A 12,928-nucleotide genomic window follows, 5' to 3' on the forward strand; every position below is an offset into this window, starting at 1 on the left:
GTCATTCTTCCTGCTGGGCTTCCTGGTGGGCCATGGCGGCAAGCAGCGCAGTCTCGCTCACATCCTTGCGCGACAGCGTCGCGACGGAAGTGCCGTCGCTCAAGACCGTCACGCGGTCGGCCGCGGCAAGCAGTTCTTCGAGTTCCGACGAGATCATCAGCACGCTCAAGCCCTCGTCGGCGAGACTGCGAAGGAGTTTGAGGATTTCCGATTTGGCGCCGATGTCGATGCCGCGCGTCGGCTCGTCGACGATCAGCACCCGCGGGTCTGTGGCAAGCCATCGGGCGAGCAGAACCTTCTGCTGGTTGCCGCCGGAAAGCTCCTTGATCGGCTGATCCGGGGAGGCGCATTTGACGCCAAGCGCGCGGATGTAGCGGCTGACGATCTCATCCTGGCGTGCGCGGTCGACGATGCCGGCCTTCTTCAGCTTCGGCAGCAAGGCGAGCGTCATGTTCTCGCGGATGCTCATGTCGGGCACGATGCCGTCGATCTTTCGGTCCTCGGAGACGAGGCCGATGCCGTCCGCGATCGCGTCGGCCGGCTCGCGGTAGCTGCGGTCCTGTCCCTGCATGCGGATCGTGCCGCGTTCCATCCTGTCGGCGCCGAAGATCAGACGCGCCGTCTCGGTGCGGCCGGAGCCGAGCAGGCCGGCAAGGCCGGAGATTTCGCCCTCCCGCACGGCAAGGCTGACGTCGCGCACCCGCACGCCCGCGCCGGCCCTGTCCAGTTCGAGGCGAACGGGCTGTACGGGCGCGTCCTTCTCCGGTGCCATGGCCTGAAAGGCGGCAAGTTCCTTGCCGAGCATATGGCGCACCAGCGCCATTTTTGGCATATCCGCCATCGGGCTTTTGGCAACCGTCTGGCCGTCGCGCATGATCGTCACGCGGTCGCAGATCTCGTAGAGTTCGTCGAGCCGGTGGCCGATGAAGATGACGGCGACGCCGGAGCGTTTCAGCGTTCGGATTGTTTCGAACAGGATCGCAACCTCGCGCTCGTCGAGCGAGGAGGTCGGTTCGTCCATGATGACGAGGCGGGCGCTCTGCGTCACCGCGCGGGCGATCGCCACCATCTGCCGCGTCGCCGCATCGAAATGCGCAACGGGACGGTCGACGTCGATCGTCAGGTTAAAGGTTTTGAGCACCGCTTCGGCACCGCGCCGCATGGCGGAATGGTCGATCATGCCGAAACGTTTCGGCTCGCGGGAGAGATAGATGTTCTCCGCCACCGAGCGCTGCGGGGCGAGATTGATTTCCTGGTAGATCGTCGCGATCCCGGCGGCCTGCGCCTCGGCCGGCATTGAGAAATCGACGTCCCGATCGTCGAAGGCGATGCTGCCTTCGTCTCGCCTGTAGACGCCGGTCAGGATCTTGATGAGCGTCGATTTGCCGGCGCCGTTCTGGCCGACAAGCGCCATGACCTCCGCCGGCTCGACCTCGAGCGAGGCGGATTTCAGGGCCGGCACGCCGGCAAACGCTTTGGAAATGCCCTGCATGGACAGAAGCATGGGTCTCCTCCCTATCTTCGCCATCCGCCGCCCCATATGGGGGTGGGCGTCATCAGCCTACACTTGAACGGGCCGAAGGTCATGCTACCGTCAAAAAGACGGCCGAGACGGTTGCGCCGTCCCGGCCGCGGAGGCTCGGGAGATTGGATCAATAGGCGTTGGCGAGTTCTGCAGCCGCGTTGGAGGCGTCGTAGAACTTGTCGTCGTTGATGATCATCGCATCGATTTTCTCGCCCTTGGCGTAGCGCATCATCGTCTCGAAGGCCTTCGGCCCGAAGCGTGGATTGCACTCGACGACTGCTGCGATCTTGCCGTCGACGACCGCCTGCACGGCTTCCTTGCCACCATCGATCGACAGCACCAGCACGTCCTTGCCCGGCACCTTGCCGGCCGCTTCGAGTGCGGCGATCGCGCCGATCGCCATCTCGTCGTTGTGGGCGTAGATCACGTCGGCATCCGGATGGGCCTGGAGCAGGGCTTCTGCCACCTGACGGCCCTTGTCACGAGCGAAATCGCCGGTCTGCGAAGCGACGATCTCGAAACCGCCGGCCGCCTTGATCGCCTCGTCAAAACCCTTCTTGCGATCGTTGGCCGGCGACGACCCGGTCGTGCCTTCAAGCTCGATGATCTTCGACTTGCCGTTGGCGTTCTTTGCCAGCCACTCGGCAACGCGCTTGCCCTCTTCGACGAAATTCGAGCCGATGAAGGTCAGATAGTCTTCGCCGGCCTTGGCCAGCGACGGATCGACCGAACGGTCAAGCAGGATCACCGGAATGCCGGCCTTCTTCGCGGCCATGACTGCGGGGATCAGCGGCTTTTCTTCGCGCGGTGCGAGAAAGATCACGTCGACGCCTTGAGCGATCATCGAATTGACGTCGGCAACCTGCTTGGCGGCGGAGCCGGCAGCATCCGTATAGACGAGTTGAAAGCCGAGCTTTTCGGCTTCGGCCTTCATGCTGTTCGTCTGGGCGATGCGCCAGGGATTGTTTGATTCGGTCTGCGCGAAGCCGACCTTGTATTTGTCCTTCTGCTCAAGCTTCGGCACTTCGGCGATCGCGACACCCGCAAGGGCGAGCGCGCCGACGGCCGTTGCCGCAAGCATGAAGGTGCGACGGGAAATCATGGTCATAATCGGGTTCTCCTCCCAGATTGGCCGGTGCTCCTCTACCGGACGTGAGCGTTTTTGCGCTTCACATCTCCAAATCTTGCGCTAATAATATTAGCAGTCAAGGCCAAAAATTATGAGCACTTGCAAAAGCCTGCGTGCAGTGCAATGCACGCGGGAGGGTAGGGGGCACGCATGGCCAAGGGAAACGGGCGGAATCTGGAGAAAAAGGGCGAAGGGCGCCCGACAATGACGGATGTCGCCAGGATCGCTGGCGTGTCCCAGTCGAGCGTCTCCCTGGTGCTGAACGAGATGTCCGGCTCGCGCATCTCGCCCGAAACGCAGCAGAAAGTGCGCGAGGCTGCTCATAAAATCGGTTATAGACTGCCGGCGACCCGAGGCCCGGTTGCAGCCGCCCCGGCGGTCGAGAAGGACACGATCGCCTTCATTGTCGACGAGATCTCGACCAGCCCGCACCCCGTGGTCAGCCTCGACGGCATCCGCGACTATGCCTTCGAGCAGGGCATGCTGGTCTCGGCGCACGTCACCCGCTCCAATCCGGAACTTGAAGCCGCAGTGCTGCGGTCGGTCTTGCGCGACCCCTCCATCGCCGGCGTCATCTACGCGACGATCTTTACCCGCAAGGTTGCGGTTCCCGAGGCGCTGGCGCCGCTGCCGACCGTGCTTCTCAACTGCTACGGCGAGCCGCGCCAGCATGTGGCGATCGTGCCGGGCGAGGTCGCAGGCGGTTTTTCTGCCACGGCGCATCTGACGGCGCTCGGCCACAAGCGCATCGGTTTCATCAACGGCGAAAGCTGGATGGATGCCGCCGCCGACCGTCTCAAAGGCTACAAGCAGGCGCTTGCCTCCGCCGACATCGCCTTCGACGCGACGCTGGTGCGCGACGGCGACTGGCTGCCGCTGCGCGGCTACGAGGCCGGGCTAGACCTGCTCTCCATGCCCAACCCACCGACCGCCATTTTCTGCGGCAACGACCTGATGGCGATCGGTGTGATGGAGGCAGCCCAGGAGAAGGGTCTGCGGGTGCCCTCCGATCTCTCAGTCATGGGCTATGACGACCAGGAACTGGCGCGCTACACCCACCCGCCGCTCTCGACCCTGGTACTGCCAAACTATGAAATGGGCCAGAAGGCGGCTGAACTCCTGATCGACATGGCGATCCACGGAAAGCACATGCGGCCGATGACGATCAAGGTCGACGGACCGCTGGTGGTGAGGGATACCACCGCCCTCCTGTCCGCGGCCAGACCTTCCAGGAATGCTGGATAGGGCATCGCCAGTGCCATACTGAGGTGCGCTGGTCTAGACTGGCCGTGAGGCCGTACCAAGAAACCGCGTCATCTGTTTCTGGCAGAAGTCGAGATAGGCGCGCGCGATGCTCGACGGATTCCTGTGCGCCGGATAGAGCAGGCTGACGTGTTGCTCGGGCATGGGGTCGTCGACAAACACCTCCGCCAGGCGGCCATCCCTGATCGGTTCGGCCGCCAAAAAAGGTGGCAACCCGGTAACAAACTCGGCCGCGAGAGCCAGCGCCCTCAAATGCAGGTAGTCGTTCGTCGTCAGCATTGCTTGCGGCTCGAATACGTTCTCGCCGAGGCGCCATGAGGCATGGCTGTTTGCATCCCGTATCCATGCGGCCAGGGGGAACTGGTGCAGGTTCTCGTACGTCGCAGTGGCAATCAACAGTCTACATCGCCACGAAGGTGCGCACCGGCCTCACTCCGGCAGTGAACGCCCTCGGTCTGACGCTGATCGGTTTGACCATACTTGCTGCCGTTGCCTACGAACTGGTGTGCAGAGCACAGATCGGCATCTGTGCCGGTTGAGTAGGCGCAGGACACGATCCGGAAAGGGAAAAGAAAGTGCCTATCGTCGCTCGCCGTCATTTTTGCAGCGCCGTCGAAAAGCGAAATCACACGGCCGTTGACAGGAGGCTCGCCCAGAGATCTCGCGTCTAAGTCTCCTGGCGCATTTTCTGCTGATCGGCCCGTTTCTGCAGCCACTGGATGGTGGCAAGGAAGAGGGTGGAGAAAATGATCAGCAAGGTGGCGACAGCGGCGATCGTCGGGCTGAGGGTTTCGCGCACGCCGCTCCACATCTGGCGGAGCAACGTGCGCTGCTCGGAGCCAGATGGAGTGGGCGACCAAGTATAACTGATTTAAGACCCAACAGCCGAGCCATTGACAATCTCAATATATCTATTAGTCTGGATATATGGATAATTCAACCGCAATCGCCGCCCTTGCCGCACTTGCCCAGACCACCAGGCTCGAGACATTCCGGCTTCTCGTCCGGCACGAACCCGATGGCGTACCGGCCGGCGAACTCGCGCGCCTTCTTGAGGTTCCGCAGAACACCATGTCGGCACACCTTGCGGCACTGTCGCGTGCGGGCCTGGTGTCGAGTGAACGGCAGAGCCGTTCGATCATTTATCGGGCTGACCTTCAGGGACTGCGCGACCTAACGCTCTTCCTGTTGAAGGACTGCTGCGGCGGCTCGACTGAACTCTGCGCGCCGCTGATCGCCGAACTTACGCCTTGCTGTTCACCAGAGGTGAAGCCACCATGACCGGCATCAGGTTGGAGCCAGTCCCGGGAAGCGATCCGGAACTCAAGCTGGCGCTGTCGGCTTCAGGTCTTCCAACCGAAGACCTCGAAGACGCCGGGCGCTCGTTTTTCAGAGCGGTTTCCGCCGATGGCGGCACGGTTGGCTATGCTGGTATGGAGGCATGCGGCGACAACGTGCTGCGGTCGCTAGTCATCTTGCCCGAGCACCGCGGCAAGGCGCTTGGAAAAACGCTGACCAGGGAAACGCTGAAGGCTGTCAATGTAAGTTCGGCAGTCTTCCTGGCTACGACGACCGCCGCTCCGTTCTTCGAGAAGCTCGGTTTCATCGTCGTCGAGCGTGGCGATGTGCCGCCTGCCGTTCTCGCAACCCGTCAGCTTTCGGGCATCTGTCCGGCATCGGCCACGATCATGAAACGCAATAGGCCTCCGACCTAACCAACGGAAGACAACCATGACCGACAAGACTTACAACGTGCTCTTCTTGTGCACGGGCAACTCCGCACGTTCTATTCTGGCCGAATCCATCCTCAACAAGGAAGGCGGCGGGCGCTTCCGGGCCTTCTCCGCGGGCAGCCAGCCTAAGGGCGAAGTCAATCCACATGCCCTGAAAGAACTCGAAGCACTCGGCTATGCGGCGACTGGCTTCTCGTCGAAGAGCTGGGATGTCTTTGCCGCACCAGGCGCGCCCGAAATGGATTTCATCTTCACCGTCTGTGATAGCGCGCATGGCGAGGCCTGCCCGGTATGGACCGGGCATCCGATGATAGCGCATTGGGGTGTCGAAGACCCCGCGGCCGCTGTCGGTTCCGAGGTCGAAATTCAACGCGCCTTCGCGACGGCGGCCCGTTTCCTGAAAAACCGCATCATGGCCTTCATCAGTCTTCCTTTGGCGTCGATCGACCGTCTGGCGCTCGAAGCGAAGCTCAGCCAGATCGGTGCGATGGAAGGCTCGACCGGAAATCAGCGGAAGACGGCCTGATGTCCACGTTTGAACGCTATCTCACCATCTGGGTCTTCCTCTGCATCGTCGTCGGCGTCGCCCTCGGCCATCTGATGCCTACCGTTTTCCAGGTCATCGGCGCGGCGGAGATCGCCAAGGTGAACCTGCCTGTTGCCATCCTGATCTGGCTGATGATCATCCCGATGCTCATCAAGATCGATTTCCGCTCGCTGGCGCAAGTCAGCACGTACTGGCGCGGCATCGGCGTTACCCTTTTCATCAATTGGGCCATCAAGCCGTTCTCCATGGCGCTGCTCGGGTGGCTGTTCGTCGGCTGGCTGTTCCGCCCCTATCTGCCGGCTGACCAGATAGACTCCTACATCGCAGGCCTGATCATCCTCGCGGCTGCGCCATGTACCGCGATGGTCTTCGTCTGGAGCAATCTGACGCGCGGCGAGCCGCTGTTCACGCTGTCCCAGGTGGCACTCAACGATGCGATCATGGTCGTCGCCTTTGCACCGATCGTCGGATTGCTGCTCGGCCTGTCGGCGATCACCGTACCGTGGGACACGCTCGTCCTGTCGGTCGTCCTCTATATCGTCGTCCCTGTCATCATCGCCCAGGTCCTGAGAGGGCGGCTGACCGCCGACGGCACGACGAAGGCGCTGGACGCCATGCTGGCGAAGCTGCAGCCGCTTTCGCTTGTCGCGTTGCTGGCGACACTCGTCCTCCTCTTCGGCTTCCAAGGCGAACAGATCATCGCGCAACCGACGATCATCGCGCTGCTGGCCGTCCCCATCCTGATCCAGGTCTATTTCAACTCAGGCCTGGCCTATCTCCTGAACCGGATGTCAGGCGAGCGCCATTGCGTCGCCGGACCTTCCGCGCTGATCGGGGCTAGCAACTTCTTCGAACTCGCGGTCGCCGCCGCCATCAGCCTGTTCGGCTTCCAGTCCGGCGCAGCACTGGCGACCGTCGTCGGCGTGCTCATCGAAGTCCCGGTGATGCTGTCGGTCGTCTGGATCGTGAACCGCAGCAAGGGCTGGTACGAGGCCGCGCCCGCCGTCTCCCGGAACACCATTCCTGAAAGGACATGACAATGGACGTAACCATCTATCACAACCCCGCCTGCGGCACGTCCCGCAACACGCTGGAGATGATCCGCGCCGCCGGGATCGAACCTGGTGTCATCGAATATCTCAAGACGCCGCCGTCGCGCGACGCGCTTGCAAAGATGATCTCTGACTCAGGATTGACCGTGAGGCAGGCGATCCGCGAGAAGGGCACGCCTTACGCGGAGCTGGGTCTCGATGATCCGAAGTTGACGGACGTCCAATTGCTCGACGCCATGCTGAAGGACCCGATCCTCATCAACCGTCCGTTCGTCGTCACGCCGCTCGGCACCAGGCTTGCACGACCCTCCGAGGCCGTGCTCGACATCCTGCCGGATGCTTTCAAGGGCGCGTTTTTCAAGGAAGACGGCGAGCAGGTCCTCGATCAGGAGGGCAAGCGCATTGTCTGAGACCTTCCCCGCCTTGCAGGAACGGCATCTTCGCCAACCGGACCTCGACGCGTTGCGTCCAGCGTTCTCGACGCACAAGCCGCGCATCCTGATCCTCTACGGCTCGCTCCGGGAGGTGTCCTACAGCCGCTTTCTTGCGCACGAAGCCAGACGTCTTCTCGAGCGCATGGGATGCGAGGTGCGGATGTTCGATCCGAGGGGGCTGCCGCTTCCCGACGAGGCTCCGGCCAGCCATCCGAAAGTGCAGGAGCTGCGTGACCTCTCCCAGTGGTCGGAGGGCCAGGTGTGGGTTAGCCCCGAGCGCCACGGTGCAATGACAGGGATCATGAAATCCCAGATCGACTGGATTCCCCTGTCGCTCGGATCGATCCGCCCGACGCAGGGAAAGACACTGGCGATCATGGAAGTTTCCGGTGGCAGCCAGTCCTTCAACGCGCTGAACCAGATGCGCGTGCTTGGCCGCTGGATGCGGATGGTCACGATCCCGAACCAGTCGTCGGTCGCCAAGGCCTACCAGGAGTTCGACGCCGACGGCAGGATGAAACCGTCGTCCTACTACGACCGCGTTGTGGACGTCTGCGAGGAACTGGTGAAGTTCACGCTACTGACACGAGGCGCCTCGGCTCATCTGACGGATCGCTACAGCGAGCGGAAGGAACATGCGACCGAACTCGAAAAGCGGGTGTCGTTGAGGTCGATTTGATTTGAACTGCAAGGCGTCAGGCTTCGCTCTTGACGGGTGAACGCCAGTCCCTTGCCCGCATACTGGCATCGACGTGTTCCGCGAGAGCGATTTGTTCGAAGGCAGCCTGGCGTGGTATAAGCCAAGGTGCAACTCAGTTAAGCGACCACTGGTATTCAAGGTGAGATGAGCAAACGTCCCCAAAAACGGCCTTCATACGATCGGTGTGACGAAGACGCCTAGCCAGAGGCGTTCCGCAACCCTCGTTTAGACCTTTTTTGGAGACAACCATGCTCTCGCTGTCGCCGCGTGTGGCGATCGGGGCGTGCCTGTGCTGGGCTCTTGGTACGATCCTCAGCAAGGCACTCCTCTCGTCGTTTCCACCTGTCACAATTCTCGTCTTCCAACTGACACCGAGCGTAATCGCGCTTTGGCTGGCCGCGGTTTTTGCAAGGCCGGACATTCCTGCCGCACGCTTGTTCGTACCCATCGGGCTACTCGGCCTTCTCAATCCGGGATGGGCCTATACGTTCAGCATGTTCGGCCTCTCGAATACCAGTGCGAGCATCGCGACATTGCTCTGGGCATTCGAACCGATCCTCATTCTCGGCCTCGCCTGGGCATTTCTCAAGGAACGAATTGATCGCCAACTGGCCGGTCTCGTGGCTCTTGCCGCCAGCGGGGTTTTTCTGGTCAGCGGCCTCCTCACGGGCGAACCGTCCTCGACCACGGGTCTGGGGGCAGCTCTGATTTTGGCCGGAGTGTTGTGCTGTGCGATCTACACCGTCTTAGCACGCAATCTGAAAGCCAATCCGCTGGTCACGGTCGCCATACAACAGAGCGTCGCACTTGGTTGGATGGTCATAATTTGCACTCTTGCACTGGACGCGGTCGCCGCGCCTGGCATTGCGACCGTTCCGATCCATGACATTGCGATGATTGTTCTTTCCGGGCTGCTCTACTACGGACTTGCCTCTTGGTTGTATCTGCATGCGCTTCGGTCAATGCCAGCGAGCGCTGCAGGCTGCCGCCGACGTCCACGGCCCCATCGCGGTTCTCATCAACAATGCCGCCAATGATCAGCGGCATGACACGCTTGCAGTCGACGAAGCCTTCTGGGAACGATCGATAGCCATCAACCTGAAGGCCTATTTCTTCGCGTGCCAGGCGGTAATTCCGGGCATGCAGGCGATCGGCGGCGGATCCATCATCAACTTCACGTCCATCAGCTATATGTCGGGAAACCCAGGTTATCCCGTCTATGTGACGGCGAACGCGGGTATCAACGGCATGACACGCGCGCTTGCCCGGGAATTTGGGGCCGACCGCATCCGTGTCAACGCACTGGCACCGGGTTGGGTGCTGAATGACAAGCAGAAACAGCAATGGGTGACGCCCGAGGCGCTGTCTACGCATCTTGGCCGGTAATGTCTGAAGGACACACTGGCACCGCAGGACATCGTCGGTGGCTGCCTTTTCCTTGCTTCTTCCGCCAGCCGGATGATGACCGGCCAATCGCTTGTTATTGACGGTGACGTTGTGACCACGGGTTAGATAGGGTCCGCCACACGAGCGTCCAGTTTCGAGGATAGGAGCAATTCCTCATATTCGCAGAGTTGCGTAATGCAATGCTCAAAGATCGACCGCCCTTCGCTGATCATCCACGGCGATCACGGCCAATTCTTGGTTGTCCAGGCATCTCACATCAGGCAAAGGAGACGTGATCCTCAACAGCGTGGCCCCTGAAGACGTTCAAATAGAGAGTAGGTTCACCACTCCTCCTCCTCGCTGAATCATCGTTCCTCTCTTGGCGCGCCTTCAGTCACGGTGGCGGCAATCTCTTGTCTCCTGAGTGGTCAGGCTACGGCGGTGCGCAATGCCACTCACTCTTCTTCGTTGAAGTAATTGTTCACCCTATCTTGGTTGACGTCACAATTTCCGCGCTTTAGCATTTGATGATGTAAATAAGAGTTGCAATCTCTGCCTTCCTCACAGATGCATCGCTCACCAACAGGGTTATGGGGAATTGTCGATGCAACGGTTTATCCTTCGGCAAAACATCCATCTGTACGAAGCAAAGCTAAGTACCGTTCCAACGGAAGGCGAGCGCACAATTTTGGAAGCGATGCTGGCAGCGTCACGCGAAGAACTCGTCTTTCTCGAACAGCTTTGGCGCCTATTATGGCCCGAGCTCGATGCCCGACCATCCTTCGTATCTCAAATAGAGGATATACTTGATCGAGCCGTGGCAGCCCATGGCGCGGACTTTGGCAGTTGCCAGATCTGGAACGACGTGGATGGCTCGCTCGCCCTGTTTGCTCAATGCAACTTCGACAGGCAGTACGCAACCAAGTTTGCGCATATCAGGGATGGCGATGGGACCTCATGCGAAGCAGCGATAAAGGGCCTTAAAGCCGTTTGTATCGAGGATCTCGAGCACGACAATGACTATCCTAATCTACATGGCTGGGCACGCGACAGGGACATTCGCTCGATCACGTCTATTCCGATCATGTCCCCCGCCGGCAAGGGTATTGGCGTCTATTCACTTCACTACCGCAATCCACATGCGCTTTCGTCAGTCGAGTGTTTGTTGATCTCAGCATACCGCCCTCAGTTCGCGGCCGTCTTTGAGGGAATTCTGGGGCGGTAAATTCGAACCTCGACAGGATCCGGTATGCATCTGGTGAGGACCGGGGCGTCGTGGTCGTCAAGGGCGACGAGGCCCCGATCGTGTTGTCGGCCATGAACCGACGGGATGCCCCGATAGGCCAACCTGCCAGAGGATGTCAATCCAACGTCAGCGGCTTCGACTACCTGCTGCAATTGATGCCAACCGGCCGAGTCCAGTTCTACCGTCCAGCGGCTTGACTTGGTTCGGCGCTTTGCCCAGCTCACGCGACGAGGTGTCTAGGAACAGGGGCGAGCACGTCAGCCTCCATAATGTGCACATTTAAACGCGGAACAGGGAACCATTTTTGCGGACCAGCATTTATCGGCCGGTTAGGCTAAACGTTATGAGATGCTCGATATGATTTGGGACCAGGCCCTCGTCGTTCTACTTCCCGGTATGTCCCGTGCGATGGAGATCGAGGACCCGCGGAGCGCCATGTTCTTACTGGCTGAAAAGTGGCCGGTGACCCATGGACGCGAATTTCAGCGGGCGCTCGCGTTTTGCGCCGAGGCGATCGAAGGCAAATGCCCTCCGTCAAAAGCCCGATTGGCGTTCCTTGCGGCCGCCCGCAGGGCTAACGTCCTAATCGTAGATAGCGGGTCACCTGCTGCTAGCAGAAAATCGCCTGGGGATTCCTTGATCTACCCCTCGCGGCCATCGACCCCTAACAGATTGATCGCGAGCTAGTGGGTTTTCGCTGCCAGCGGATACTTCTTCATCGCCGATTTAGCACCAACTGGCGGCCCGGCTTCTCGCAGAAGCCACCGGTCAGGACATCACTTTCCTAACGCTTGTCGAAGACGGCGAACGCGATAAGCTGCGCAGTTACGGCTGCAACGACACGTGTGTGGAGTTCGGCCTCCAGCTCGAGATCAACTCGCACGACGAGGTCGGCGTCGCGCTGCCTGCCGTTGGGACTATCAGTGGGTTATCTGCGTTTATTTCCGCCATCTGGGCTCTGGAGAACGCCGAACAGTTCCATCTGGCTTCATCCTGTATCCAGCCCGTTCCCAAAGCAGGAGGCTTGGTGTGGAGCCGCTTTCTCGTTTGGCGGTAGTGGGCTCCACGCTCTTTTCAGTCAGCGCGTTTGCGGCCCGTGATCATCGCCAGGACAAGGTTCTCCTTATGCTCGACGCTAGCGAAGAGGACGCCTGCGATATGAAGGGCAACGAGAGCAAGCGTAATGTTCACGAGCACCTCGTGAACCTCTTCCACCCATCCCACGCCCCAGTAGGTGTTGGTTGTCATCATGTATCCGGTTGCCGCAATCCCGGAGATGGCGGCCAGCATGGCTATCACCATCGCGCCGCCGGCAGGATTGTGCCCAATGTATCGCTTGGCGCGCATCCGGATGCTGTCCCGGATGAAGCCCAGCGTGGTGGCCGGGCTGTAGATGAAGCTTGAAAAGCGTGCGTGATGGCTGCCGATGACGCCCCAGATGATCCGGACGATCAGGAGCCCGATGATGGCGTACCCGGACAGCAAATGGGCCTGCTTCCATTCGTCGCCAGTGAGATAAGAAAATGCGAAAAGCGCAACTAGGCTCCAGTGAAACACCCGGATCAAATGATCCCAGACCTTAATCTGCGACGGCGAGGCCATGCTCGCCGTTTTGCGTTCTGTTCTGTCCATGGTCATTCGCTCTCGTTGCCGACCGGTGCGCCAGTTTCAGGGTTGAATAGTGTCTCGACCTTGTTGCCCTTGGTATCAATCCCATAGACTTCGTAGCAGCTGCCCTCGGTCTTGACCCGGCGCACGTCAATACCAGAGGCTTTTGCCGTCTCCTTGATTGCGTCCTCGCTCAGCCATTTATCCTTAGCGGCTTGCGTGCAGTTTTGCCCTTCCTCGGCACGGGCGGCGCCGACCAGGCCCGTCGTTACAAGGATAGTGGCGAGAATGATCTTTTTCATGGG

The 12,928-nt window shown here is 60.3% G+C and carries 14 protein-coding genes and 3 pseudogenes; 11 read left to right on the top strand and 6 right to left on the bottom strand.

The annotated features are described in order from the left end of the window. Position 1: 1 nt before the first annotated feature. Together JVX98_RS30865 and JVX98_RS30870 are read right to left on the bottom strand one after the other, a co-directional pair. Positions 2-1,504 (bottom strand): sugar ABC transporter ATP-binding protein, encoded by a 1,503-nt coding sequence (locus JVX98_RS30865; RefSeq protein ID WP_205239640.1) that lies wholly within the window; start codon positions 1,502-1,504, stop codon positions 2-4. A 148-nt stretch (positions 1,505-1,652) separates the two neighbouring features. Beyond that, positions 1,653-2,633 carry an ABC transporter substrate-binding protein gene (locus tag JVX98_RS30870; RefSeq protein ID WP_043611966.1) on the bottom strand — a complete coding sequence of 327 codons (981 nt, stop codon included), beginning with the start codon at positions 2,631-2,633 and terminating at the stop codon, positions 1,653-1,655. 171 nt (positions 2,634-2,804) lie between these two features. On the opposite strand from JVX98_RS30870, the gene JVX98_RS30875 reads away from it, so the two are divergent. Continuing rightward, a complete protein-coding gene (locus tag JVX98_RS30875; protein WP_192448479.1) occupies positions 2,805-3,899 on the top strand; it encodes a LacI family DNA-binding transcriptional regulator in 1,095 nt (364 codons plus the stop codon). Between the two features lie 33 nt (positions 3,900-3,932). On the opposite strand, the gene JVX98_RS30880 is transcribed toward JVX98_RS30875, so the two are convergent. Next, positions 3,933-4,313 (bottom strand): LysR substrate-binding domain-containing protein, encoded by a 381-nt coding sequence (locus JVX98_RS30880; protein ID WP_246765081.1) that lies wholly within the window; start codon positions 4,311-4,313, stop codon positions 3,933-3,935. A 271-nt stretch (positions 4,314-4,584) separates the two neighbouring features. Beyond that, positions 4,585-4,761 (bottom strand): annotated as a pseudogene (locus JVX98_RS30885) (ABC transporter permease); the annotation flags it as partial. A gap of 83 nt (positions 4,762-4,844) precedes the next feature. Between JVX98_RS30885 and JVX98_RS30890 the strand changes: the two are divergent. From JVX98_RS30890 to JVX98_RS32780, 10 genes and pseudogenes are all read left to right on the top strand, one after another. Beyond that, positions 4,845-5,198: a helix-turn-helix transcriptional regulator gene (locus tag JVX98_RS30890; RefSeq protein ID WP_205239641.1), complete on the top strand. Its 354-nt coding sequence runs from the start codon at positions 4,845-4,847 to the stop codon at positions 5,196-5,198. After that, positions 5,195-5,632 carry an arsenic resistance N-acetyltransferase ArsN2 gene (gene arsN2, locus JVX98_RS30895; RefSeq protein ID WP_205239642.1) on the top strand — a complete coding sequence of 146 codons (438 nt, stop codon included), beginning with the start codon at positions 5,195-5,197 and terminating at the stop codon, positions 5,630-5,632. The genes JVX98_RS30890 and arsN2 overlap by 4 nt, the downstream gene beginning before the upstream one ends. Positions 5,633-5,648: 16 nt before the next feature. Beyond that, the gene (locus tag JVX98_RS30900; protein ID WP_205239643.1) at positions 5,649-6,176 is read left to right on the top strand and encodes an arsenate reductase ArsC; all 528 of its coding nucleotides are present in this window, start codon (positions 5,649-5,651) and stop codon (positions 6,174-6,176) included. After that, a complete protein-coding gene (gene arsB / locus JVX98_RS30905) occupies positions 6,176-7,234 on the top strand; it encodes an ACR3 family arsenite efflux transporter (RefSeq protein WP_205239644.1) in 1,059 nt (352 codons plus the stop codon). Before JVX98_RS30900 ends, arsB begins: the two co-directional genes overlap by 1 nt. 2 nt (positions 7,235-7,236) lie before the next feature. Continuing rightward, positions 7,237-7,659, top strand: a complete 423-nt coding sequence (gene arsC / locus JVX98_RS30910) for an arsenate reductase (glutaredoxin) (protein ID WP_192448484.1) — start codon at positions 7,237-7,239, stop codon at positions 7,657-7,659. Further along, positions 7,634-8,362: an arsenical resistance protein ArsH gene (gene arsH / locus JVX98_RS30915; protein ID WP_246765135.1), complete on the top strand. Its 729-nt coding sequence runs from the start codon at positions 7,634-7,636 to the stop codon at positions 8,360-8,362. Before arsC ends, arsH begins: the two co-directional genes overlap by 26 nt. A gap of 269 nt (positions 8,363-8,631) precedes the next feature. Then, a pseudogene (locus JVX98_RS32775) lies at positions 8,632-8,979 on the top strand (DMT family transporter); the annotation flags it as partial. 301 nt (positions 8,980-9,280) lie between these two features. After that, a pseudogene (locus JVX98_RS30925) lies at positions 9,281-9,895 on the top strand (SDR family NAD(P)-dependent oxidoreductase); the annotation flags it as partial. 478 nt (positions 9,896-10,373) lie between these two features. Continuing rightward, the gene (locus JVX98_RS30930) at positions 10,374-10,994 is read left to right on the top strand and encodes a GAF domain-containing protein (protein WP_205239647.1); all 621 of its coding nucleotides are present in this window, start codon (positions 10,374-10,376) and stop codon (positions 10,992-10,994) included. Positions 10,995-11,450: 456 nt separating this feature from the next. Then, positions 11,451-11,702 carry a DUF982 domain-containing protein gene (locus JVX98_RS32780; RefSeq protein WP_371826598.1) on the top strand — a complete coding sequence of 84 codons (252 nt, stop codon included), beginning with the start codon at positions 11,451-11,453 and terminating at the stop codon, positions 11,700-11,702. 387 nt (positions 11,703-12,089) lie between these two features. On the opposite strand, the gene JVX98_RS30940 is transcribed toward JVX98_RS32780, so the two are convergent. Then, positions 12,090-12,653 (bottom strand): cytochrome b/b6 domain-containing protein, encoded by a 564-nt coding sequence (locus JVX98_RS30940; RefSeq protein ID WP_205239649.1) that lies wholly within the window; start codon positions 12,651-12,653, stop codon positions 12,090-12,092. After that, the gene (locus JVX98_RS30945; RefSeq protein WP_192448490.1) at positions 12,650-12,925 is read right to left on the bottom strand and encodes a PepSY domain-containing protein; all 276 of its coding nucleotides are present in this window, start codon (positions 12,923-12,925) and stop codon (positions 12,650-12,652) included. Before JVX98_RS30945 ends, JVX98_RS30940 begins: the two co-directional genes overlap by 4 nt. Positions 12,926-12,928: the final 3 nt, after the last annotated feature.

The sequence above is a fragment of the Ensifer sp. PDNC004 genome (assembly GCF_016919405.1).
GTDB lineage: Bacteria > Pseudomonadota > Alphaproteobacteria > Rhizobiales > Rhizobiaceae > Ensifer.

Excerpts from the sequence above, each read along its gene's own strand:
- JVX98_RS30865 (WP_205239640.1), bottom strand. The coding sequence starts at position 1,504 with ATGCTTCTGTCCATGCAGGGCATTTCCAAAGCGTTTGCCGGCGTGCCG.
- JVX98_RS30870 (WP_043611966.1), bottom strand. The coding sequence starts at position 2,633 with ATGACCATGATTTCCCGTCGCACCTTCATGCTTGCGGCAACGGCCGTC.
- JVX98_RS30875 (WP_192448479.1), top strand. The coding sequence starts at position 2,805 with ATGGCCAAGGGAAACGGGCGGAATCTGGAGAAAAAGGGCGAAGGGCGC.
- JVX98_RS30890 (WP_205239641.1), top strand. The coding sequence starts at position 4,845 with ATGGATAATTCAACCGCAATCGCCGCCCTTGCCGCACTTGCCCAGACC.
- arsN2 (WP_205239642.1), top strand. The coding sequence starts at position 5,195 with ATGACCGGCATCAGGTTGGAGCCAGTCCCGGGAAGCGATCCGGAACTC.
- JVX98_RS30900 (WP_205239643.1), top strand. The coding sequence starts at position 5,649 with ATGACCGACAAGACTTACAACGTGCTCTTCTTGTGCACGGGCAACTCC.
- arsB (WP_205239644.1), top strand. The coding sequence starts at position 6,176 with ATGTCCACGTTTGAACGCTATCTCACCATCTGGGTCTTCCTCTGCATC.
- arsC (WP_192448484.1), top strand. The coding sequence starts at position 7,237 with ATGGACGTAACCATCTATCACAACCCCGCCTGCGGCACGTCCCGCAAC.
- JVX98_RS30930 (WP_205239647.1), top strand. The coding sequence starts at position 10,374 with ATGCAACGGTTTATCCTTCGGCAAAACATCCATCTGTACGAAGCAAAG.
- JVX98_RS32780 (WP_371826598.1), top strand. The coding sequence starts at position 11,451 with ATGTTCTTACTGGCTGAAAAGTGGCCGGTGACCCATGGACGCGAATTT.
- JVX98_RS30940 (WP_205239649.1), bottom strand. The coding sequence starts at position 12,653 with ATGACCATGGACAGAACAGAACGCAAAACGGCGAGCATGGCCTCGCCG.
- JVX98_RS30945 (WP_192448490.1), bottom strand. The coding sequence starts at position 12,925 with ATGAAAAAGATCATTCTCGCCACTATCCTTGTAACGACGGGCCTGGTC.